Source organism: Serratia sp. BNK-10, from assembly GCF_047456065.1.
Lineage (GTDB): Bacteria > Pseudomonadota > Gammaproteobacteria > Enterobacterales > Enterobacteriaceae > Serratia > Serratia ureilytica.
In genome coordinates this window covers 162,614-184,988 of the sequence record NZ_CP179894.1, presented here as the reverse complement: position 1 = coordinate 184,988, position 22,375 = coordinate 162,614, and the positions used below count along the sequence as shown (strand labels likewise).

The following is a 22,375-nucleotide window of genomic DNA, read 5'->3' as shown; positions in this document are numbered from 1 at the left end:
AGGTATGATATTTACATTACAAGCATACTGCTGTACACATCGTAAATTCAAAATTATATTTCCCATGTGTGTGCAGACTACTTAAAAGGAAATGTATGTCCAGCTACTGTTTTTACTCTCAAGATGCATTAGCCCTCGCTCAAAGCTCAGGGGTCGATGAGCTTATAAATAATTATGCTGATCAGCATAAAAAACAAACTTACATTCTTTGCAGACCCTTATCTAATGAGGATGTGAAATATGATTATGACCAAGCAATTGCAGTTTTTTCCTCTGGTATAAAGCCTTTCTTCATAGATATAGGTAATAATTCTGAACTTTTTGAAGAGTATCAGGAAGACTTTTTAGAAGATGTTTCTTTTTTAGCTGAGAAGTTTAAATACAGAGAAAAAATTGGCAGAAAAAAATCATGGCAAAACCTGTTCGAATCACTTCCTATAGGAGGACTCGACTTCAGTAAACTAGAAGTTGAAACTAAGGAAAGCAGGGTTATTGACTTAATAATCTCACTGATCGTAGGAAGCATTAACGATACTTCTAGAATTAATCTTGAAGCAAGTAATCTTTTAGATACAATCAAGTCTAAAATCATTTTGTTTGACACGGATCAAACCAGCTTTGTTTTCCAGAGCGGGTATGGAAAAAAAAGTGTAATTCAGGGATTGGCTGGCTCAGGTAAAACCGAGCTTCTCTTACACAAGTTAAAAGAAATCTATTCTAAAAACCCTGATTCTAAAATTGCGTTCACATGTTTCAATAAAATCCTCGCATCTACAATGAGAACTAGAATTCCTGAATTTTTCGATTTCATGCGAGTTGAAAAGCAGATTGAATGGGGAACAAAGCTTTTCTGTTTCAATTCTTGGGGTTTGACTAAAGATCCTTTCTCTGGAATGTACAGATATATATGCCATTTTTACGAAATTCCATTCGGGGGTTTTGGTAACGGAGACTTTGATTTTCTGTGTAAGAAAGCCATTGCAGACATAAATAACAGCGGACGCTCGGATAAAAAGGCACTTGATTATGTATTTATTGATGAGAGCCAAGATTTCCCACAAAGCTTCATTGATCTCTGTGAAATGGTAACATCTAAAAAACTGTACGTAGCGGGTGACGTTTTTCAAAATATTTTCATGCCAATTAACGATAACGTAAATAGAGCCGATATTGTTCTTAAAAAATGCTATCGCACTGATCCTAAAAATTTAATGTTTTCCCATGCATTAGGGATGGGTCTTTATGAAGAGCCTGTTCTAAGATGGTTAAAAGAGCCTGAATGGGACTCCTGTGGATATAAATACAATAAAGTAGGTAACCGAGTGGAGCTATCTAGAGATCCACTAAGGCGTTTTGAAGATATTCCAAAAGATTATAAAAGCACTACTCTTCATTTGCTGGAGGGGACTGATAACGGACCAGAAAAGATAATTGAAATAATAAAAGATATAAAATATCGAAATCCATCTTTAGAGGAAGGTGATATAGCTGTTATATTCCTTGACTCAGGTGGTTATATCTATGATTACATCCATTCCCTGAAATTAAAGGTTAAGCAGCAACTTGGCTGGGACTCTAATATTTCACATGAAACAAAAGCAAAGCAAGATGGCAAGTTATTCATTTCCAATATAAATAATGCAAAAGGCTTAGAGTTTCCTTTTGTAATTTGCTTTGCCATGAAATTGGTAAAGAAATCAAACTTCCGAAATGCCCTTTATACCATGATGGCCCGTTCCTTTCTAGAAAGCCATCTCGTTTTGAATAATGACAAAGAAAATCCATCGATGCCTACGATTCTTCAAGGGCTTGATTTCCTAAATAACAAAAACTACATGGATGTAAGACTACCATCTGAGCAAGAAATAATAAACCAAAAAGATTTCATTGTATTGGATGAGTCAGTCTCTATCTCTAAATTGGTGAAAAATTATTGTTCAGACAAAAAAGCATCTCCTCGGTTAATTGCCAAAATAATAGATAGAGTAGAAAGAATTATTTCAGAAGATGATGATGTTGATGGAGAATACATAAAAGGGCTGATAGAGATAGAATATGAAAGGAATAAGAAACTATGAGCCAGTATTTATTCAATGATATACCAGCGGAGTATTTCGATAAATTCCGACCTGTAAGAGATGCATTTTCCAATTTGGAAAACCTTCTTGTGACAGCGGAAATAGTTAACTCTTGCCATGGTTCGTGGAATAAGAAATCAAATGATTTTGATTTGTTAATAACAACTGGAACGCATAAAAGAATACTTATTAGAAAGCCAGACGGTTTTTTTACAATGAATCTTCCTTTTCAGGTTATTGAATTCGAAGAAAATATCAGCTTTAATTATGATGCTTATGGTTTGGCGGTTAATTCCGAGTTTATTTCAAGATGCAGAAATGTAATCACAACATGTGAAAATGGTTTCTTTTCTCATGAGGCAATAGCTGTCGACCTATGCGATAATTTTGACAGAGATATGCAACAGGCTATAAATTATTCTGATGCTATATCAGCCTTGCTATTATTAGATCATGGATATTTTAGATTTGATGATGACCCAATAAATGTTAACGGCAAAGTACATCCAAGATATCACTTTGACTTCTTCTGCAATAACTCAACAAATGTGAAGATTGGTTCTAATATTCGGATAGGGGATTCATTTTTCTTAGACCTATTTGATGTCAGCAAAGACCGTCCTTATCTGGCTTGATTCATATGCCCCCTGTAGGGGGCTTATTTACTAGTGATAAAGTTATGTAAAAAATCAATATCTATCATACTGTAACTATCCCGTAGAATCTTCCAATCCATTAATAAGACTACTGCTATATGTGCGAAGTAACCTCAAGGTCAACGGCAGACTTTCTGTCAAAGCCAACTATCAACTAACATTTTATTCTATCTCTAGAACCTGCCAGCCCCGCTCTGAACGCCCCCGGATTTTCACCTTAAATAAAGCCATTCGTTTTTCTGCCTCTGAATGGCTGAGATAAACCGCGGTGCCGTTTTTTAAGCGTGCAAAGGCGGCATCCACCCTCTCACGCAACGCTTGCTCCAGCAACATCGCCTCTACGTCCAGTTCAGGTTTATTCCGCTGTTCCATTTCCATCTCCTCCATTGAGATAGCGTCAAGTCACGAATCCGTTACACCAACCCCATCCCCACTATGCCGGTCAGCACGCCGCACAGCGCCACCAGCGCGGCCGTCAGGCACAGCGCGCGGGCGGAGAAGGCCTTGTTGAGCATCAGCAGCGAAGGCAGGCTGACCGCCGGTAGGGTCATCAGCAGCGCCAGCGCCGGGCCGGCGCCCATGCCCGCCAGCATCATGGTCTGCACGATCGGGATTTCCGCCGCGGTGGGGATAACAAACAGGCAGCCGACGATCGCCAGGCCGATGATCCACAGCAGGCTATTGTCGACGGCGCCGTCGGCGTGCGGGAACAGCCAGACCCGCGCCGCGCCCAGCGCCAGCACCGCCAGCACATAGATCGGGATGGTCGACCAAAACAGCGCCCACAGCGCTTTGCCCCAGCGGGCGAGGAACGGCTGCTCGTCGCTCTGCGCCGTCAGCACCAAAGGCTGCGGCGCGGCGGGTTGCGGATCGTTGGCGGTCACGCGCTGCACCAGCCAGGCGATGCCCAGCACCATCACCACGCCCGCCACCAGACGGATGGCGGCGAACGGCCAACCGAGCACAAACCCCATAAACACCAGCGTCGCCGGGTTCAGTACCGGGTTGGCGAGCCAAAAGGCCAGCGCTGCACCGCTGGATACCGACTGGCGGCGCATGCCGGCGGCAACCGGTGCGGCGCAGCAGGTGCACATCATGCCCGGCAGCGCGATCAGCGCCCCCAGCACGGTGCCGGAAAAACGCCGGTGGCCGAGCGTGCGCGCCAGCCAGTCGCGCGGGATCAGCACCTGCACCAGCGAACCTAACAGCACCCCGAGCAGCGCCGCCTTCCATACCGCGGTGAAGTAGACCAATGCATACTGCCAGGCCGCCAGCCAGGGGCTCCCGGCGCCGTCGGCCAGGATCGATTTGCCGATCGAGTGGCTGTCCGCCGCCACGAAGGCCTTGCCGTAGTAAGGCTGCCATTTGACGTAGTAGAGGCCGACGGCCACCACCAGCAGAAACAGGATCGGTTTCCACAGCGGCCAGGCGCGTGGGGCGTGTTCAGGGGCGTTCAGAGATTGCGGCATGGTCGCGGCCAGAGTCAGTCAACAGTGGCGCCAGCATAGCGCGCCGCCGCCGCCCGTGCACGCCCGGGCTGTCCTAAATAGTTCATCTGTTCGCCACCGACGCGTAACGCGATTGTCATCTGCGCCCGTCACCATGATGCCAACGTGAAAACCACAGGGTAGACGCACGATGAAACGCACCGCTTACGCCTTCATCGCACCGCCATCGGTATGACGAGGTTTTTATTATGATGGAGTTATCTAGACATCCGATCACTTACCCCACCCGCTATCAGCAGATCGCCGCGCAGCTGGAACAGGAGCTGCGCACGCAATACCGCTGCGGCGACTACCTGCCTTCGGAACAGCAGCTGGCCGAACGTTACCAGGTCAATCGCCACACCCTGCGCCGCGCGGTGGATCAGCTGGTGGAGCGCGGCTGGCTGCAGCGCCGCCACGGCGTCGGCATTCTGGTACTGATGCGGCCTTATGACTACCCGCTGCACGCCAACACCCGCTTCAGCCAGAACCTGTTCGAGCAGGGCAGCCACCCCACCAGTGAGCGCTTACTCGCCGTCTTGCGCCCGTGCAATGGGCATGTCGCCAGCGCACTCTCGCGTGAAGAAGGCGAAATGGTGATCCACCTGCGCACCCTGCGCCGGGTCAACGGCGTGCCGATGAGCGTGATCGACCACTATCTGCCCGATCTGGACTGGTGGCCGGCGCTGCAGCAGTTCCACAGCGGTTCGCTGCACCAGTTTATCGAACAGCACCTGCAGCAGCCGTTGTCCCGCCGCCAGACGCGCATCAGCGCGCGCCGCGCGCAGGCCAAAGAGAGCCGGCTGCTGGAGATCGCCACCCACGCGCCGCTGCTGTGCGTGCGCACCCTTAACGTCCGCAGCGGCGGCGAAGACGTGGCGGAATACTCCGTCAGCCTGGCCCGCGCCGACATGATTGAACTGACGATGGAGCACTGAATGCAAGCCTTAGAGTCGAGACAACGCTGGATGTCGGTGCTGGCGCACAGCCGGCCCGAGCAGCTGCGCAGCCACTGGCAGGCGCTGAACCTCAGCCCGGGTTACCGCAGCATCCGCGCGCCGGAGATCGGCCTGGCCCAGCTGCAGGGGCGCATGGGCGCCACCGGCCGCCGCTTCGTGTTGGGAGACATGACGGTCACCCGCGCTGTGGTGCAGCTGGACAACGGCGGCTACGGCTACAGCTATATCGCCGGGCGCGACAAGGCGCACGCCGAGCTGTGCGCGCTGGCCGATGCCCTGCTGCAACAGCCGGAACACGGCGAACGCCTGCAACAACAGCTGATCGCGCCGCTGGCCGCGCTGCAGCACGAACAGCGCCAGCTGCGCGCCCGGGCGATCGCCGCCAGCCGGGTGGACTTCTTTACGCTGGTGCGAGGGGATTAAGCCATGAGTTTATTGACCAGTTTTGAACAACCGATAGACCAATCGCAGCACGCTTTCCGTTTGATTCTTAAAGCCTTGAGCGAACCGGGCCACCGGGTGACGCTGCCGGCCGGCCCGGCCTGGGCGCCGCTGAACGCCGCCAGCACCGCCGCGCTGCTGACGCTGGCCGATCAGGAAACGCCGCTGCAGCTGTGCGCTGCGCTTAAAAGTGAGCAAGTGCTAACAAACATTCGCTTTCACAGCGGCGCGCCGCTGGCCGCCACGGCGCAGGAGGTCTGTTTTGCCCTGTTCGATGAGCAGCTGCAGGCCGCCGATCTGCAGGCGTTGCCGCACGGCACGGAAATCTCGCCGGAATGCGGCGCCACGGTGGTGGTGCAGCTTGCTGAGCTGGAGAACGGCGCCGCGCTGCGCCTGACCGGCCCCGGCATCGAGAGCCAACGCCTGATTGCGCCGCGCCTGCCGCCGGCGCTGCTGGATTATCTGGTCAACCGCCCACAGCGCTTCCCGCTGGGGCTGGATATTTTGCTGACCTGCGGCGATCGCCTGCTGGCGATCCCGCGGACCACCCGCGTGGAGGTGTGCTGATGTACGTAGCGGTAAAAGGGGGCGAAAAAGCCATTGAGGCCGCCCATCAGCTGCAGGAACAGCTGCGGCGCGGCGACGAGGCGCTGCCGGCGATCGGCGCGGAACAAATCGAACAGCAGCTGGGGCTGGCGGTGGATCGGGTGATGACCGAAGGCGGCATCTACGATCGCGAGCTGGCGGCGCTGGCCATCAAACAGGCCAGCGGCGATCTGGTGGAGGCGATCTTCCTGCTGCGCGCCTATCGCACCACCCTGCCGCGCCTGGCGGTCAGTGAGCCGCTGGCCAGCGAAAACATGCGGCTGGAGCGGCGCATCTCGGCGGTTTACAAGGACTTGCCCGGCGGGCAGGTGCTGGGGCCGACCTATGACTACACCCACCGGCTGCTGGATTTCGCGCTGTTGGCGGAAGGCGAAGCGCCGCGTGCGCCGCAGGCCGACGAACCGCTGCCGGACAACTGCGGCCACGTGTTCGATCTGTTGTGTCGCCAGCAGCTGGCGCGGGAGGAACAGGACGACGGCAGCGCGCCGGACGACATCACCCGCAACCCGCCGGTTTATCCCTGCTCGCGCTCGGCGCGCCTGCAGCAGCTGGTGCGCGGCGACGAAGGTTTTCTGCTGGCGCTCGGCTACGCCACCCAGCGCGGCTACGGCCGCAACCACCCGTTCGCCGGCGAGATCCGCACCGGCCACGTTTCGGTGGAGATCGTGCCGGAAGAGCTCGGTTTCGCCATCGATATCGGCGAAATCCTGCTGACCGAGTGCGAAATGGTCAACGGCTTCGTCGATCCAAAGGACCATCCGCCGCACTTCACCCGCGGCTACGGGCTGGTGTTCGGCCGCGCCGAACGTAAGGCGATGGCGATGGCGTTGGTGGAGCGCGCATTGCAAAGCCCCGACTACGGCGAAGGCGTCGCCGGCCCGGCGCAGGACGAAGAGTTCGTGCTGGCCCACGCCGACAACGTCGAGGCCGCCGGCTTCGTCTCCCATCTCAAGCTGCCGCACTACGTCGACTTCCAGGCTGAACTGGAACTGCTCAAGCGGCTGCGGCAGGAATACAGCGAGCGTCAGGAGGCCCGCGATGAGTGAAGTATTGACCGGCTATAACCTCGGTTATCTGGACGAGCAGACCAAGCGCATGATCCGCCGCGCCATCCTCAAGGCGGTGGCGATCCCCGGCTATCAGGTGCCGTTCGGCGGCCGCGAGATGCCGATGCCCTACGGCTGGGGCACCGGCGGCATTCAGCTCACCGCCAGCGTCATCGGCCGCGCCGACGTGCTGAAGGTGATAGACCAGGGCGCCGACGACACCACCAACGCGGTGTCGATCCGCCGCTTCTTCCAGCGCGTCACCGGGGTGGAAACCACCGAACGCACGCCGGAGGCTACGCTGATCCAGACCCGTCACCGCATTCCGGAAACCGCGCTGCGCGAAGACCAGATCCTGATCTATCAGGTGCCGATCCCGGAGCCGCTGCGCTTTATCGAACCGCGCGAAACCGAGACCCGCAAGATGCACGCGCTGGAGGAGTACGGCGTGATGCAGGTGAAGCTGTATGAGGACATCGCGCGCTACGGCCATATCGCCACCACCTACGCCTACCCGGTGAAGGTCAACGATCGCTACGTGATGGATCCGTCGCCGATCCCGAAATTCGACAACCAGAAAATGCACATGATGCCGGCGCTGCAGCTGTTCGGCGCCGGGCGCGAGAAACGCATCTACGCCCTGCCGCCGTTCACCAAGGTGGAGAGCCTGGACTTCGACGACCATCCGTTCAGCGTGCAGCAGTGGGACGAACCCTGTGCGCTGTGCGGCTCGCGCCACAGCTATCTCGACGAGGTGGTGCTCGACGATCAGGGCAACCGCATGTTCGTCTGTTCGGACACCGACTACTGCCGGCAGCAGCTGGCGCAATCTTCGCAAGAGGCGCAGCACTGATGACTTTCACCCCTTTGAGCACCACCCCGCTGCTGTCGGTGAACCGGCTCACCCACCTGTACGCCCCCGGCAAGGGCTTCAGCGACGTGTCGTTCGATATCTACCCCGGTGAAGTGCTGGGTATCGTCGGCGAATCCGGCTCCGGCAAAACCACGCTGCTGAAGTCGATCTCGGCGCGGCTGGCGCCGCAGCGCGGGCAGATCCTTTACCGCCCGCAGGCGGACCAGGAACACGATCTGTACGCCATGGCGGAGAGCGATCGCCGCCGCCTGCTGCGCACCGACTGGGGCGTGGTGCACCAGCACCCGCTCGACGGGCTGCGGCCGCAGGTCTCCGCCGGCGGCAACATCGGCGAGCGGCTGATGGCCATCGGCCAGCGCCACTATGGCGACATTCGCCGCCAGGCCGGCCAGTGGCTGGAAGACGTCGAAATCCCGCTGTCGCGCCTCGACGATCTGCCGACCACCTTCTCCGGCGGCATGCAGCAGCGGCTGCAGATCGCCCGCAATCTGGTCACCCACCCCAAACTGGTGTTTATGGACGAGCCGACCGGCGGGCTGGACGTGTCGGTGCAGGCGCGCCTGCTCGATCTGCTGCGCAACCTGGTGGTGGAGATGCAGCTGGCGGCGGTGATCGTCACCCACGATCTCGGCGTGGCGCGGCTGCTGGCCCACCGCCTGCTGGTAATGAAACAGGGCGAAGTGGTGGAGAGCGGCCTGACCGATCGGGTGCTGGACGATCCGCACCATCCTTATACCCAGCTGCTGGTTTCTTCGGTGCTGTCGTAACCCAAGGCGATAACAGATGACTATGCAAATCCGAGTTGAACATCTCAGTAAAACCTTTGTGCTGCATCAGCAGTACGGCACCCGCCTGCCGGTGCTGCACGACGCCAACCTGACGGTCCACGGCGGCGAATGCGTGGTGCTGCACGGCCACTCCGGCAGCGGCAAGTCCACCCTGCTGCGCTCGCTGTACGCCAACTACCTGCCGGACAGCGGCCATATCTGGATCAACCACCAGGGCGACTGGCTGGACATGGTCAGCGCCGACGCGCGCCAGATTCTGGCGGTGCGCCGCCATACGCTGGGCTGGGTCAGCCAATTCCTGCGGGTGATCCCGCGCATCAGCGCGCTGGAGGTGGTGATGCAGCCGCTGCTGGAACAGGGCGTTGAGCGCGCCGAATGCCGCGACCGCGCCGAAGCGCTGCTCGCCGCGCTCAACGTGCCGCAGCGCCTGTGGCCGCTGGCGCCGTCCACCTTCTCCGGCGGCGAGCAGCAGCGGGTAAACATCGCGCGCGGCTTTATCGTCGATTACCCCATTCTGTTGCTGGACGAACCGACCGCCTCGCTCGACAGCCGCAACAGCGCGGCGGTGGTGCAGCTTATCGAACGCGCCAAGGCGCGCGGCGCGGCGATCGTCGGCATTTTTCACGATGAAGGCGTCCGCCGACAGGTCGCTGACCGGCTTTATGACATGCAGGCGCCACAGGCGCTGGAGGCCCTCTGATGATCGTCAATAACGTTAAGCTGGTGCTGGATGACCAGGTGGTGCAAGGCTCGCTGGAGATGCAGGACGGCGTGATCCGCAGCTTCGCCGACGGCCCGAGCCGGCTGCCGCAGGCGCTGGACGGCGACGGCGGCTGGCTGCTGCCGGGGCTGATCGAGCTGCATACCGACAACCTGGACAAGTTTTTCACCCCACGCCCGAACGTCGACTGGCCGGCCCATTCGGCGATGAGCAGCCACGATGCGCTGATGGTGGCCAACGGCATCACCACGGTGCTGGACGCGGTGGCGATCGGCGACGTGCGCGACGGCGGCCACCGGCTGGAAAACCTGCAGAAGATGATCGACGCGGTGATCCACAGCCAGCGCGCCGGGGTGAACCGCGCCGAGCACCGGCTGCACCTGCGCTGCGAGCTGCCGCACGAGAGCACGCTGCCGCTGTTCGAACAGCTGATGGACAAGCCGGGCGTGTCGCTGGTGTCGCTGATGGACCATTCGCCGGGCCAGCGCCAGTTCGCCTCGCGCGAAAAGTACCGCGAATATTATCAGGGCAAATACCACCTCAACGATCAGCAGATGAGCGAGTACGAGGCGCAGCAGGTCGCCCTGTCCGCCCGCTGGGCCGCGCCGAACCGCGAGGCGATCGCCGCCCACTGCCGCGCGCGCCGCATCTCGCTGGCCAGCCATGACGACGCCACCGCCGCGCACGTGGCCGAATCCTGCGCGCTGGGCAGCGCCATCGCCGAGTTCCCCACCACCGAGGCGGCCGCCCGCGCTTCGCACCAGCAGGGCCTGCAGGTGCTGATGGGCGCGCCGAACATCGTGCGCGGCGGCTCCCACTCCGGCAACGTTGCGGCGCACCACCTGGCGGCGCTGGGGGTGCTGGATATCCTCTCTTCCGATTATTACCCGGCTAGCCTGCTGGACGCGGCGTTTCGCCTCGCGGCGGACGAGCGCAACGCCTACGATCTGCCCCAGGCGGTGCGCATGATCACCCGCAACCCGGCGCGGGCGCTGGATCTGCAGGATCGCGGCGCCATCGCCGAAGGATTGCGGGCGGATCTGGTGCTGGCGCGGCCGCACGGCGAGCACGTTTACGTGCAGAACGTGTGGCGCCAGGGCAGGCAGGTGTTCTGATGGCGCGGCTCATCTATCTGATGGGGCCTTCCGGCGCCGGCAAAGACAGCCTGCTGGCTGCGCTGCGGGCCGACGCCGACCGCGCGCCGCTGGTGGCGCACCGTTACATCACCCGGCCGGCGGACGCCGGCTGCGAGAATCACATCGCGCTGAGCGAACCCGAATTTCTGCGCCGCCGCGCCAAGGGGCTGTTCGCGCTCGACTGGCAGGCCCATCAGCAGCGCTACGCGTTCGGGATCGAAGTGGATCTTTGGCTGCTGCAGGGGATCGACGTAGCGGTCAACGGTTCACGCGCCCACCTGCCGCAGGCGCAGCAGCGCTACGGTGCGCAGCTGCTGCCGGTATGCCTGCAGGTCAACGCCGCGATCCTGCGCCGGCGCCTGCAGGATCGCGGACGGGAAAGCGCTGAACAGATCGAGCAGCGGCTGGCGCGGGCGGCGGAATATCAGCAGAGTCTGCCCGCCGGCTGCCGGGTGCTGCACAACGACGGCCCACTCGACGATACCCTGGCGGCGCTGTTGGCGCTGCTGCCTACCGCCACCCGACAAGCTCAGGATGCGACGCCATGAACGACTTTGCCCAGCCGAAAATCGGCGACAACGTGACCCTTAACCGCACCCGGCTCGGCCAGTATGTGCATCTGGCCGACGATGCGATCCTGGAAGAGGTGGAGATGGGGGACTACTCCTACACCGCCGGGCACAACCAGATCTTTTACGCCACTATCGGCAAGTTCGTTTCCATCGCCTCCTATGCGCGCATCAATCCCGGCAACCACCCGACCTACCAGCGCATCGCGCAGCACCACTTCACCTATCGCGCTTCCGAATACGGGCTGGGGGAAGACGACGCGGCGTTCTTCGACTGGCGGCGCGAGCACCACGTCACCGTCGGCCACGACGTGTGGATCGGCCATAACGCCATCCTGATGCCGGGCGTCAGCGTCGGCAACGGCGCGGTGATCGGCAGCGCAGCGGTGGTCACCAAGGACGTGGAGCCTTACAGCATCGTCGCCGGCGTGGCGGCCAAGAAGATCGGCATGCGCTTCGACGATGCGCTGATAGAGCGTATCGAACGCAGCCAGTGGTGGCACTGGGATCACGCCACGCTGCAGGCGCGGCTGGCGGATTTTCGCGACATCAACCGCTTTGCGCAGAAGTACCTTTAACGGAGGGGGAGCGATGCAACTGACCTTTCTCGGCACCGGCGGCGCGCAGCAGGTGCCGGTGTTCGGCTGCGACTGCCTGATCTGCCAACGGGCGCGGCGCGAGCCGGCATTTCGGCGGCGAGCGTGCAGCGCCATGCTTAACTATCAGGGGGAAACGACCTTATTGGATGCGGGATTGCCGGCTTTGGAGCGGCGATTTTCGGCGGGGCAAATTCAACGTTTTTTACTGACACATTACCACATGGATCACGTTCAGGGGTTATTTCCTTTGCGTTGGGGGTGCGGAAATTCCATTCCGGTGTATGGCCCACCGGATGAACAGGGCTGCGACGACCTGTTCAAACACCCCGGCATTCTGGCGTTTCAGCCGCCGCTGGCGCCCTTCGCCACCGTCGAGCTGGGCGGCATGCGCATCACCCCGCTGCCGCTGCAACACTCCAAACTGACCCACGGCTATCTGATCCAGGCGACGGGCGCTGCGCTGGCCTACCTGACCGACACCGTCGGCCTGCCGCCGGCCACCGCCGACTATCTGCAGAACGTGGCGCTGGACCTGCTGGTGCTCGACTGCAGCCTGCCGCCTCAGCCGCAGGCGCCGCGCAACCACAACGACCTGACCCGTGCGCAGGAGACGCAGCGGTTGCTGCAGCCCAAACGCACGCTGCTGACGCACATCAGCCATCATCTCGATCGATGGCTGCTGGACAACGAGCTGCCCGCCGGGCTGGAGCTGGCGTTCGATCACCTCAGCGTCAGTCTCGGTAGCAGTGCAGCCGATCCGACTCCAGCACCCTGACCCCTTCGCCCGGCGTGAACGCCTGCTGCAGCAGCGTCTGCGCCACGTCTTTGGCGGCGACGGCGCGCCATTTGCCGGGCAGCAGCCTGAACAGCGGCAGCGTGAGGCGCTCCATCAGGCGCGGCGCAGGGCGATCCCCCACCAGCATGGAAGGCCGCACCAGCGTCAGGCGCGGCCAGCGCTGTTCGCGCAGCGCCTGCTCCATCTCGCCTTTGGTGCGGTTATACAGGAAGGTGGAATCCGCGTTGGCGCCCAACGCGCTCACCACCAGACAGTGCTGCGCCCCCAACCGGCGGCCGGTCAGCGCGCTCTCCACCACCAGTTGGTAATCGACGTAGCGGAAGGCATCGGCGCTGCCCGCCGCCTGGCGGGTGGTGCCCAGGCAGCAGAACACCAGATCGACCGGCTGCTGCAGGCCGCTCAGCAGCTCGAACAGCGCATCGCCGACCGGGTTGGTCAGCTTGCCGTGCGGCGGCAGCGGCGCACGCGTCGGCGCCACAATGGCCGTTACCTGCGGATCGCTTTGTAACAACTGCAGCAACTCGCGCCCCACCAGCCCGGTTGCGCCGACTAACAGTGCTCGCGCCATGCGATCTCCCGTTGTAATCAATACGTCGACTTAAAGTATAGACCGCGCCCAATGCAGCTTCTTGCCGAAGCCGAGGGTGTTGTCGGTCATCTTCACCTCGTGCAGATCCAGCCGCCATACCGAGGCCTTCATCGCCCTGGCGATCGGGAAGCGCTTGCAGTAACGCGCGCGCGCCGCCTCGGCCTCTTCGCCGCTCAGCAGCACCGCCTCGGCGCGGTACTGCACGCCGCGGATCAGCGCGATGCTTTTCGGTTTCGGCGCGATGGTGCCGACCACCCGGCCGTTGTTCAGCATCAGCCCACCGTGGCGGGTGTGCGGTTCGGTCATCAGCCACAGCGCCATCGTCGCGGCGTCGAACACGTAAAAACAGTTGGCGCACCACATGTCGAGACCGTCGCCGGCGCACAGCGTTAGGACATGTTGCTTGCCGATGAAATCCGCAATCTGTTGCCGTTGTTCTGGGGTATTCAAGGTTACTCACCTCCCGGTTCACTCACTTCATCTTACCCTGCGTTGTTGAAGCGAGTCACAAATAACGATAATCACCAAAAATCCCATGCGAATATAAAATCACAATATCTGTATTTTTACTCATTTCAGCATCAGGTGGGTTTATAACATAAAAAAAACAAACCGGATTTATTTGATCGTTAGGCAACCGATTAATTGCGCCATTCTTTTATTCCCATCCTGACGGCACGCAAATTTAGCGCGTCTGCCCGGCGCCGATTAGCAATTTATTTACATGCTCATTTGTCTGCCAGGCCGCAGTTTATGCAACTCACTGCATAATCAATGAATAGTTATTTATAAACACCGGCATTTATGTGATGAAAATCACGATTTCCTGCCCATCTTGCGTTAAAATAGCGCCATCTTTTCACTCAGCAAGGTGGATTAGAAAATGGAAAACAATAACCGAAAAATGGCGCACATCAGGCGCACAACCCATATTATGATGATGGCTCATCGCAGCTGCTTTAGTTTCGCATTCTTCAACTACAGATAACCCTCACCCCCTCGCTCTTACGCCGTTGTTAAGAGTGTCTTTGCGTTTCACTTTATTCTCCGCACTCCGGTGATAATGTCTTTCCCCCGCAAACCGGGAAGGGCGCGCAATACATTTTTAATACCGTAAAAGAGCCTCCAAGAAAAATAAAACAAAGAACACAGTTAATGTCTTAGGGCATCGCTGGGTTCTCGTACACCTTTATTTTCGTGAAGGCGTTAGCGGCAAATGGAATTATTTGCCGGCGTAATGCCTTTGCCTGAAGAATGAGAAAAATGAAAAAATTAAAAATTGCCGCCAACACCCACACCCTCGGCTGCTTTGAAACTGAACGCGACATCGTCGATGTGCACCACAGCGATTTCAATGACGTCGCCGCCATCGTGCTGTCGGTAGACGACGTCGCGCAAGGCATGGTGGCGCGCATCGAAGAGCACGGCCTGAACATTCCGCTGTTCGTCGCCGTCTGCTGCGAAGAAGAGCTGGATAACGCCGTATTGCCGGCGCTGCATGGCGTGTTTGAGCTGTGCGGCAAGAATACCCAGTTCTACGGCAAACAGCTGGAGGCCGCCGCCGCAAAATATGAGAGCGAGCTGCTGCCGCCGTTCTTCAACACGCTGACGCAATACGTAGAAATGGGCAACGCCACTTTCGCCTGCCCCGGCCACCAGGGCGGCGAGTTCTTCCGCAAACATCCGGCGGGCCGCCAGTTCTTCGACTTCTACGGCGAAACGCTTTTCCGTTCGGACATGTGCAACGCAGACGTCAAACTGGGCGATCTGTTGATCCACGAAGGCGCGCCTTGCGCGGCGCAGCAGCACGCCGCCAAGGTGTTCAACGCCGACAAGACCTACTTCGTGCTCAACGGCACCTCGGCCTCGAACAAGGTGGCGACCAACGCCCTGCTGACGCGCGGCGATCTGGTGCTGTTTGACCGCAACAACCATAAATCCAACCACCACGGCGCATTGATCCAGGCCGGCGCCACGCCGGTTTATCTGGAAACCGCGCGCAACCCGTTCGGCTTTATCGGCGGCATCGACGCGCACTGCTTCGACGAGCGCTACCTGCGCCAGCAGATCCGCGAAGTGGCGCCGGAACGCGCCAACGAAGCCCGCCCGTTCCGCCTCGCGATCATCCAGCTCGGCACCTACGACGGCACTATCTACAACGCCCGTCAGGTGGTCGACAAGATTGGCCACCTGTGCGATTACATCCTGTTCGACTCCGCCTGGGTGGGCTATGAGCAGTTCATTCCGATGATGAAAGACTGCTCACCGCTGCTGCTGGAGCTGAACGAGAACGATCCCGGCATCATCGTCACCCAGTCGGTGCACAAGCAGCAGGCCGGCTTCTCGCAAACCTCGCAGATCCACAAAAAAGACAAGCATATCAAGGGGCAGAGCCGCTACTGCAACCACAAGCGCTTCAACAACGCCTTTATGCTGCACGCCTCCACCAGCCCGTTCTATCCGCTGTTCGCCGCGCTGGACGTCAACGCCAAGATGCACGAGGGCAAGAGCGGCCAGCGCCTGTGGCAAGAATGTGTGCGCGTGGGCATCGAAGCGCGCAAAATGCTGCTGGATACCTGCACGATGATCAAACCGTTCGTGCCGGATCAGATCGACGGCAAGCCGTGGCAAGCCTATGACACCGCGGCGATGGCCAACGATCTGCGCTTCTTCAACTTCGTGCCCGGCGAAAAATGGCACGCTTTTGAGGGCTATGCCGAATCGCAGTACTTCGTCGATCCGTGCAAACTGCTGCTCACCACGCCGGGCATCGATACCGCGACCGGCAGCTACAGTGAGTTCGGCATCCCGGCGACCATTCTGGCCAACTACCTGCGCGAAAACGGCATCGTGCCGGAAAAATGCGATCTCAACTCGATCCTGTTCCTGCTGACGCCGGCGGAAGACATCGCCAAGATGCAACACCTGGTGGCCCTGATCGCCCGCTTCGAGAAGCACATCGAGCAAAACTCCCTGCTCAGCGAGGTGCTGCCTGCGGTCTATAAAAACCACCAGCAGCGCTACAAAAACTACACCATTCGCCAGCTGTGCCAGGAAATGCACGACCTTTACGTCAGCTACGACGTTAAAGAACTGCAAAAAGAGATGTTCCGCAAAAGTTATTTCCCGCGCGTGGTGATGAATCCGCAGGACGCCAATACCGAGTTTGTACGCGGCAACGTGGAATTGGTCTCGCTGGCCAAGGCCGAGGGGCGCATCGCCGCCGAAGGCGCCCTGCCTTACCCGCCTGGCGTGCTGTGCGTCGTGCCCGGTGAAATTTGGGGCGGCGCCGCGCAGCGTTATTTCCTGGCATTGGAAGAAGGCATCAACTTATTGCCGGGATTCGCGCCAGAATTGCAGGGCGTTTATATCCAACAGGATGAGGACGGCTGGAACCGCGCTTACGGCTACGTCATGAAAAATTAATCACCTTACGGGGCGGCGATTATTCTCGCCGCCCGGATCGCATCCTAAAAGAGAAAATGATCATGAGTAAGTCCAACAATAAAATGGGGGTCGTGCAATTAACGATCCTGACCGCCGTGAATATGATGGGTTCCGGCATAATTATGCTGCCGACCAAGCTGGCCGAAGTGGGCACGATTTCGATCGTTTCCTGGCTGGTGACCGCCGTCGGCTCGATGGCGCTGGCCTACGCGTTCGCCAAATGCGGCATGTTCAGCCGTAAATCCGGCGGCATGGGCGGCTACGCCGAATACGCCTTCGGTAAATCAGGCAACTTCATGGCGAACTACACCTACGGCGTTTCGCTGCTGATCGCCAATATCGCCATCGCCATTTCCGCCGTCGGCTACGGCACCGAGCTGTTCGACACCACGCTCAGCCCGCTCGGTATCTGTATCGCCACCATCGGCGTGCTGTGGCTGGCGACCGTCGCCAACTTCGGCGGCGCGCGCATCACCGGCAAAATCAGCGGCATCACCGTCTGGGGCGTGATCATTCCGGTGGTGGGCATCTCGGTCATCGGCTGGTACTGGTTCAGCGGCAGCGCCTACGTCGCCGCCTGGAACCCGCATCAGGTGCCGACCTTCGAAGCCATTGGCGCCTCGATCTCAATGACCCTGTGGGCGTTCCTGGGGCTGGAATCCGCCTGCGCCAACACCGACGTGGTGGAAAATCCGGAGCGCAACGTGCCGATCGCCGTACTGGGCGGCACACTCAGCGCAGCGGTGATCTATATCGTTTCGACCAACGTGATCGCCGGCATCGTGCCGAACATGGATCTGGCCAACTCCACCGCCCCGTTCGGGCTGGCGTTCTCCCACATGTTCAATCCGACGGTCGGCAAGATCATCATGGCGTTGATGGTGATGTCCTGCGTCGGCTCGCTGCTCGGCTGGCAGTTCACCATCGCCCAGGTGTTCAAATCCTCCGCCGACAGCGGCTTCTTCCCGAAAATCTTCTCCAAGCTGAGCAAGGCCGACGCGCCGGTTAAAGGCATGCTGACCATCGTCGTCATCCAGAGCGGTTTGTCTCTGATGACCATCAGCCCGTCGCTGAACAAGCAGTTCAACGTGCTGGTGAACCTGGCGGTGGTGACCAACATCATCCCTTACATCCTGTCGATGGCGGCGCTGGTCATTATTCAGAAAGTGGCGAAGGTGCCGGACAACAAGGCGCGCATCGCCAATATCATCGCCGGCATCGGCGCGCTGTACAGCTTCTATGCGCTTTACAGCTCCGGTGAGGAAGCGATGATGTGGGGCGCCATCGCCACCTTCCTCGGCTGGACGCTGTACGGCATCGTCTCGCCGCGCTTCGAGCTGGCGGGAAAAAAGGGGTAAAGCGGTAAGGCTCCGGCGGCCGGGGATGGGATTGTGACGGCGAACATGCCATCATACGCCGACCCTGGCCACCGAAACGGCGTACGATGACCGACACTACCCCCACTCCCTGGCACCTCTACATGCTGCGTTTACCGAGCGGCATGCTGTATACCGGCATCACCACCGACGTGGCGCGCCGCCTGGCGCAACATCAAGCCGGCAAAGGCGCCAAGGCGCTGCGCGGTAAAGGGGAGCTGACGCTGGCGTTTCACTGCCAGGTGGGGGATCGCTCAACGGCGCTGAAGCTGGAATACCGCGTCAAACAGCTGAGCAAAATACAAAAAGAGCGGCTGGTGAATCACCCGCCGCTGTCGTTGGAGTCTCTATTGCCGGTCGTTAAAAGCGATTAAACGGCGCCGAAAACGCCACTTCGCCGCTGACGCCATTCAGAGCGTCTTGCGCCAGCGGATACACCTGGAATGCGCTTTCCGTATCCGGCCAGCGACAATTCAGGCCATAGGCGGCGGCCGGTTTGAAACCGAAGCGGCCGTAATAGGCCGGATCGCCCAGCACCACCACCGCGGCGTAGCTGAATTCGTTCAGCGAATCCAACCCCTCGTACACCAGCTTTTCAGCCAGCCCCTGACGGCGCAGGCTTTCATCTACCGCCAGCGGCGCCAGCGCCACCCATTGGCGATCTTCGCCGGCCACATCCACCGGGCTGAACGCGGCATAACCCACTACGCCGCCTTCGTCGTCAGTGGCGACCACGCCCAGCGTCAGCAGGCCGTCTTCGCGCAGCTGCTGCACCAGGTCGGCTTCGTCGTCGCGGCCAAAGGCGCGGCGCAGCAAGGCATCGATACCCGCCGCGTCTACCGGGATCTCTACGCGGATCAGCATGATGCCGCCACACGGGAAGCCGACGCCGTGCCCTCCTGCAGCCCTGCTTCGACAAAATCAGCCAACTGCAACAGCCCCATGCGCAGCGGCGCAGGCATGCTTTCCAGCTCAATGGCGTCCATCAAATTTTTCACATACAGGCCCAATTCGGTATCCCCTTCAATCTGCAGCCGACGCTGAAAGAACAGCGTATCCGGATCTTGCTTACGCGCCGCGATCAGGATCAGATCGTTGGCGTCGCCGCTGAAGCTGACGTCCGCTTCGGCGTGCTGGCTGACCACCAGTTTGTCGTTTTCTACCGTCATAAACCATTGTAGCGCCAGATCGCGAACTTCGATCTTTAACCAGCGCGATTCGAGAAATTCCAGATCGCCATCCGCCAACGCCTGGCGGAACTGCCAGCTCAGCACCTGTTGCAGCAGTTGGCGCTGCAGAGCGAACGGCGTGAATTTCAGCGGGATGCGCAGCAGCGACGGCCCCTGGCGCACAAGACGTGCTCGTAGTTGTTCCAACACGGTCATCCACTCCTTTCAATACGGACTACCGCTATTTTGCCACACTGACGCGCGGCTTCAGCGGTCTATATCAACAAATAGTGCATTTCACCGCCATGTTTATCAATACGCCATAAGCTGCCTCAAATCAAAACCCGTGCGCGCCCCTTTGCCTAAAATGGCCTCCCCGATTCGCGTTTGCCGGCGGAACACCGTCGTCGGCAACCTTTAAAGACAGCGTGCGCCCGGCCGGGCGTACGGCTAAGCCAGGATAAATCTATGGAGCTGCTTTGTCCCGCCGGCAACCTGCCGGCCCTGAAGGCCGCGGTGGATAACGGCGCCGATGCCGTTTACATCGGGCTGAAAGACGATACCAACGCGCGCCACTTCGCCGGCCTCAACTTCACCGAGAAAAAGCTGCAGGAAGCGGTCGATTACGTGCATCGCCACGGCCGCAAACTGCATATCGCCATCAACACCTTCGCCCATCCCGACGGCTACGCCCGCTGGCAGCGCGCGGTGGACATGGCCGCCCAACTGGGCGCCGACGCGTTGATTCTGGCGGATCTGGCGATGCTGGAATACGCCGCCCAGCGCTACCCGCAGCTGGAACGCCACGTTTCGGTGCAGGCTTCCGCCACCAATGAGGAGGCGATCCGTTTCTACCAGCGCAACTTCGAGGTCGGCCGGGTGGTGCTGCCGCGGGTGCTGTCGATGCACCAGGTGAAACAGCTGGCGCGCACCAGCCCGGTGCCGCTGGAAGTGTTCGCCTTCGGCAGCCTGTGCATCATGGCCGAGGGGCGCTGCTACCTCTCCTCCTACCTGACCGGCGAGTCGCCGAACACCGTCGGCGCCTGTTCGCCGGCGCGTTTCGTGCGCTGGCAGCAAACCGCACAGGGCATGGAGTCGCGCCTGAACGACGTGCTGATCGACCGCTATCAGGACCACGAAAACGCCGGTTACCCGACGCTGTGCAAGGGCCGCTATCTGGTGGACGACGTGCGCTACCACGCGCTGGAAGAGCCCACCAGCCTCAATACCCTGGAGCTGCTGCCGGAGCTGCTGGCCGCCAACATCGCTTCGGTGAAGATCGAAGGCCGCCAGCGCAGCCCGGCTTACGTCAGCCAGGTGGCGCGCGTCTGGCGCCAGGCGATCGACCGTTGCCAGGCCGATCCGGCCGCCTACCGCGCCGACGCCGCCTGGATGGAGACGCTGGGCGCGATGTCCGAAGGCACCCAAACCACGCTGGGCGCCTATCACCGCAAATGGCAGTAGCCGGAGGAAACATGAAATACGCACTCGGGCCGGTACTCTACTACTGGCCGAAAAACGACATCGCAACGTTCTATCAACAGGCGGCGGACAGCAGCGCCGACATCATTTATCTCGGCGAGAGCGTCTGCGCCAAGCGCCGCGAGATGAAGGTCGGCGACTGGCTGGCGCTGGCGCGCGAAATCGCCCGCAGCGGTAAACAGGTGGTGATCTCCACGCTGGCGCTGCTGCAGGCGCCGTCCGAACTGAATGAGCTGAAACGCTATGTGGAAAACGGCGAGTTCCTGTTTGAAGCCAACGATCTGGGCGCGGTGAACATGGCGGCGGAGCGCGGCCTGCCGTTCGTCGCCGGCCATGCGCTGAACTGCTACAACGCCTATACCCTGCGCCTGCTGCGCCGCCAGGGCATGATCCGCTGGTGCATGCCGGTCGAGCTGTCGCGCGACTGGCTGGCCAATCTGCTGACGCAGTGCGACGAGTTGGGCTTCCGCCACGACTTCGAGGTAGAGGTGCTGAGCTACGGCCATCTGCCGCTGGCCTATTCCGCGCGCTGCTTCACCGCCCGCTCGGAGAACCGCGGCAAGGACGAGTGCGAAACCTGCTGCATCAAGTACCCGCAGGGCCGCATGATGCGTTCGCAGGAACAACAGCAGGTGTTCGTACTCAACGGCATCCAGACGATGAGCGGTTACTGCTATAACCTCGGCAACGAGCTGCCGAACATGCAGGGGCTGGTGGACATCGTGCGGCTGTCGCCGCAGGGCGCCGAGACGCTGGCGCAGATCGATGCCTTCCGCGCCAACGAGCGCGGCGAGCAGCCGCTGGCCTTGACCGACCACGCCGACTGCAACGGCTACTGGCGCCGCGTGGCGGGGTTGGCGTTGGTGGGGTGATGGAGGCCGCCGCCGGGCTTTCCCTCGCCTGAGGGGCCTTTCAACGCCATTATTCGGCTGGCCGCCCGCGAGGAGAATGCGCCCGAAACCACACATCGGGCGCATTCAGCCAGAACAACGGCAGGCGATTACCCTTTCAACGCAATTCGCTTTAATGACTGCCACAGGCGTTCTTTATCGCCAACTTTCAGGTGGGTTTGTTCCAGGGATTTCATAAAAACAAACCTGTCATTAAAGCGCTCGCCTTTCTTCAATTTATTGCTGACGCTGGTCAAAATCTGGGTATTCAGCCGGCTGATTTTCGCTCTCACACTGTCCAGCGATTCAGGCTGCCAGCCGTTTTCCGGCGCCGACAGCCAGTCTGCCCGGTAGCGATACTGAATCGCTTTGGCCGCATCCATTTGCGCCTGTATAAAAGGAGCCACCGACTTGCCATCCAATCCCAATGCTTCCGCCTCGCGGACTGAGTTGGCCAATACGTTGGCTTCCTGAGGCAAATCCTCAATGGCCAGATGGTTGTTTGCCTTATACCCGGCAACGTCTTTCATGTAAGACAATCGCTGGTTAATCAATGAGGCGGTCTCGTCGGTTTGAATAGGCTTTGCCACCGCCGTGATAGAGAAAAATAATCCAGCCAAAAGCAGCAACCCTCTCGTCACTTTAAAATCCATTTAACCTCTCCTG

General features: G+C 59.2%; 26 protein-coding genes. 19 read left to right on the top strand and 7 right to left on the bottom strand.

Annotated features, from left to right (window positions below):
* The first annotated feature begins 95 nt into the window (after positions 1 to 95).
* On the top strand, positions 96 to 2,078 hold the full coding sequence (locus ACMGG9_RS00890; RefSeq protein WP_318670029.1) for a DEAD/DEAH box helicase: 1,983 nt from the start codon (positions 96 to 98) through the stop codon (positions 2,076 to 2,078).
* A complete protein-coding gene (locus tag ACMGG9_RS00885; protein ID WP_197831383.1) occupies positions 2,075 to 2,713 on the top strand; it encodes a hypothetical protein in 639 nt (212 codons plus the stop codon). The genes ACMGG9_RS00890 and ACMGG9_RS00885 overlap by 4 nt, the downstream gene beginning before the upstream one ends.
* A gap of 183 nt (positions 2,714 to 2,896) precedes the next feature.
* Here the strand turns inward: ACMGG9_RS00885 and ACMGG9_RS00880 are convergent, their stop codons facing one another.
* Positions 2,897 to 3,106 carry a hypothetical protein gene (locus tag ACMGG9_RS00880; protein ID WP_414161833.1) on the bottom strand — a complete coding sequence of 70 codons (210 nt, stop codon included), beginning with the start codon at positions 3,104 to 3,106 and terminating at the stop codon, positions 2,897 to 2,899.
* Between the two features lie 41 nt (positions 3,107 to 3,147).
* Positions 3,148 to 4,203 carry a permease gene (locus ACMGG9_RS00875; RefSeq protein WP_414161832.1) on the bottom strand — a complete coding sequence of 352 codons (1,056 nt, stop codon included), beginning with the start codon at positions 4,201 to 4,203 and terminating at the stop codon, positions 3,148 to 3,150.
* 227 nt (positions 4,204 to 4,430) lie between these two features.
* Here ACMGG9_RS00875 and phnF point away from each other — a divergent pair, with 227 nt between their 5' ends.
* From phnF to phnP, 11 genes are read left to right on the top strand one after another with little or no spacing between them, the layout of a single operon-like run.
* Entirely contained in the window at positions 4,431 to 5,159 is a 729-nt protein-coding gene (gene phnF, locus ACMGG9_RS00870) for a phosphonate metabolism transcriptional regulator PhnF (protein ID WP_414161831.1), read from the top strand.
* Positions 5,160 to 5,603: a phosphonate C-P lyase system protein PhnG gene (phnG, locus tag ACMGG9_RS00865; RefSeq protein WP_019453314.1), complete on the top strand. Its 444-nt coding sequence runs from the start codon at positions 5,160 to 5,162 to the stop codon at positions 5,601 to 5,603. It begins immediately after the preceding gene.
* Between the two features lie 3 nt (positions 5,604 to 5,606).
* Complete coding sequence (phnH, locus tag ACMGG9_RS00860) at positions 5,607 to 6,188, top strand: phosphonate C-P lyase system protein PhnH (protein ID WP_414161830.1); 582 nt, start codon at positions 5,607 to 5,609, stop codon at positions 6,186 to 6,188.
* Entirely contained in the window at positions 6,188 to 7,273 is a 1,086-nt protein-coding gene (locus tag ACMGG9_RS00855; protein ID WP_414161829.1) for a carbon-phosphorus lyase complex subunit PhnI, read from the top strand. The genes phnH and ACMGG9_RS00855 overlap by 1 nt, the downstream gene beginning before the upstream one ends.
* Positions 7,266 to 8,126 carry an alpha-D-ribose 1-methylphosphonate 5-phosphate C-P-lyase PhnJ gene (locus tag ACMGG9_RS00850; protein WP_414161828.1) on the top strand — a complete coding sequence of 287 codons (861 nt, stop codon included), beginning with the start codon at positions 7,266 to 7,268 and terminating at the stop codon, positions 8,124 to 8,126. The genes ACMGG9_RS00855 and ACMGG9_RS00850 overlap by 8 nt, the downstream gene beginning before the upstream one ends.
* Positions 8,126 to 8,914: a phosphonate C-P lyase system protein PhnK gene (phnK, locus tag ACMGG9_RS00845; protein WP_414161827.1), complete on the top strand. Its 789-nt coding sequence runs from the start codon at positions 8,126 to 8,128 to the stop codon at positions 8,912 to 8,914. Before ACMGG9_RS00850 ends, phnK begins: the two co-directional genes overlap by 1 nt.
* 16 nt (positions 8,915 to 8,930) lie before the next feature.
* Entirely contained in the window at positions 8,931 to 9,635 is a 705-nt protein-coding gene (gene phnL / locus ACMGG9_RS00840) for a phosphonate C-P lyase system protein PhnL (protein WP_046688116.1), read from the top strand.
* Positions 9,635 to 10,771 (top strand): alpha-D-ribose 1-methylphosphonate 5-triphosphate diphosphatase, encoded by a 1,137-nt coding sequence (gene phnM / locus ACMGG9_RS00835; RefSeq protein ID WP_033638888.1) that lies wholly within the window; start codon positions 9,635 to 9,637, stop codon positions 10,769 to 10,771. Before phnL ends, phnM begins: the two co-directional genes overlap by 1 nt.
* A complete protein-coding gene (gene phnN / locus ACMGG9_RS00830; protein WP_016929305.1) occupies positions 10,771 to 11,340 on the top strand; it encodes a ribose 1,5-bisphosphokinase in 570 nt (189 codons plus the stop codon). Before phnM ends, phnN begins: the two co-directional genes overlap by 1 nt.
* A complete protein-coding gene (locus tag ACMGG9_RS00825) occupies positions 11,337 to 11,939 on the top strand; it encodes a DapH/DapD/GlmU-related protein (protein WP_015376431.1) in 603 nt (200 codons plus the stop codon). The genes phnN and ACMGG9_RS00825 overlap by 4 nt, the downstream gene beginning before the upstream one ends.
* Positions 11,940 to 11,952: 13 nt before the next feature.
* Positions 11,953 to 12,735, top strand: coding sequence for a phosphonate metabolism protein PhnP (phnP, locus tag ACMGG9_RS00820; RefSeq protein WP_414161826.1), 783 nt, complete (start codon positions 11,953 to 11,955; stop codon positions 12,733 to 12,735).
* On the opposite strand, the gene ACMGG9_RS00815 is transcribed toward phnP, so the two are convergent.
* On the bottom strand, positions 12,692 to 13,324 hold the full coding sequence (locus ACMGG9_RS00815) for an NAD(P)H-binding protein (RefSeq protein ID WP_414161825.1): 633 nt from the start codon (positions 13,322 to 13,324) through the stop codon (positions 12,692 to 12,694). The two genes, phnP and ACMGG9_RS00815, sit on opposite strands and share 44 nt — an antisense overlap.
* Before the next feature lie 30 nt (positions 13,325 to 13,354).
* Positions 13,355 to 13,795, bottom strand: a complete 441-nt coding sequence (locus ACMGG9_RS00810; protein ID WP_015376428.1) for a YhbP family protein — start codon at positions 13,793 to 13,795, stop codon at positions 13,355 to 13,357.
* 433 nt (positions 13,796 to 14,228) lie between these two features.
* Between ACMGG9_RS00810 and speFL the strand changes: the two genes are divergently transcribed.
* The 4 genes from speFL (at position 14,229) to ACMGG9_RS00790 (ending at position 18,542) form a co-directional block, all read left to right on the top strand.
* Positions 14,229 to 14,333: a leader peptide SpeFL gene (gene speFL / locus ACMGG9_RS00805; RefSeq protein ID WP_004933443.1), complete on the top strand. Its 105-nt coding sequence runs from the start codon at positions 14,229 to 14,231 to the stop codon at positions 14,331 to 14,333.
* Positions 14,334 to 14,608: 275 nt separating this feature from the next.
* Positions 14,609 to 16,771 (top strand): ornithine decarboxylase SpeF, encoded by a 2,163-nt coding sequence (gene speF, locus ACMGG9_RS00800; protein ID WP_164106804.1) that lies wholly within the window; start codon positions 14,609 to 14,611, stop codon positions 16,769 to 16,771.
* 62 nt (positions 16,772 to 16,833) lie between these two features.
* A complete protein-coding gene (gene potE, locus ACMGG9_RS00795) occupies positions 16,834 to 18,150 on the top strand; it encodes a putrescine-ornithine antiporter (protein WP_033648789.1) in 1,317 nt (438 codons plus the stop codon).
* A gap of 86 nt (positions 18,151 to 18,236) precedes the next feature.
* Positions 18,237 to 18,542: a GIY-YIG nuclease family protein gene (locus tag ACMGG9_RS00790; protein ID WP_139120340.1), complete on the top strand. Its 306-nt coding sequence runs from the start codon at positions 18,237 to 18,239 to the stop codon at positions 18,540 to 18,542.
* Here ACMGG9_RS00790 and ACMGG9_RS00785 read toward each other — a convergent pair.
* The gene (locus ACMGG9_RS00785) at positions 18,529 to 19,032 is read right to left on the bottom strand and encodes a GNAT family N-acetyltransferase (RefSeq protein WP_021504238.1); all 504 of its coding nucleotides are present in this window, start codon (positions 19,030 to 19,032) and stop codon (positions 18,529 to 18,531) included. The two genes, ACMGG9_RS00790 and ACMGG9_RS00785, sit on opposite strands and share 14 nt — an antisense overlap.
* Positions 19,026 to 19,547: a ubiquinone anaerobic biosynthesis accessory factor UbiT gene (gene ubiT / locus ACMGG9_RS00780; RefSeq protein ID WP_033644181.1), complete on the bottom strand. Its 522-nt coding sequence runs from the start codon at positions 19,545 to 19,547 to the stop codon at positions 19,026 to 19,028. The genes ACMGG9_RS00785 and ubiT overlap by 7 nt, the downstream gene beginning before the upstream one ends.
* Positions 19,548 to 19,805: 258 nt before the next feature.
* On the opposite strand from ubiT, the gene ubiU reads away from it, so the two are divergent.
* Together ubiU and ACMGG9_RS00770 are read left to right on the top strand one after the other, a co-directional pair.
* Complete coding sequence (gene ubiU, locus ACMGG9_RS00775) at positions 19,806 to 20,801, top strand: ubiquinone anaerobic biosynthesis protein UbiU (RefSeq protein ID WP_033641666.1); 996 nt, start codon at positions 19,806 to 19,808, stop codon at positions 20,799 to 20,801.
* Positions 20,802 to 20,812: 11 nt separating this feature from the next.
* Positions 20,813 to 21,691 carry a U32 family peptidase gene (locus ACMGG9_RS00770; RefSeq protein ID WP_033641665.1) on the top strand — a complete coding sequence of 293 codons (879 nt, stop codon included), beginning with the start codon at positions 20,813 to 20,815 and terminating at the stop codon, positions 21,689 to 21,691.
* A 128-nt stretch (positions 21,692 to 21,819) separates the two neighbouring features.
* Here the strand turns inward: ACMGG9_RS00770 and ACMGG9_RS00765 are convergent, their stop codons facing one another.
* Complete coding sequence (locus tag ACMGG9_RS00765; protein WP_033641664.1) at positions 21,820 to 22,362, bottom strand: chorismate mutase; 543 nt, start codon at positions 22,360 to 22,362, stop codon at positions 21,820 to 21,822.
* Positions 22,363 to 22,375 lie beyond the last annotated feature (13 nt).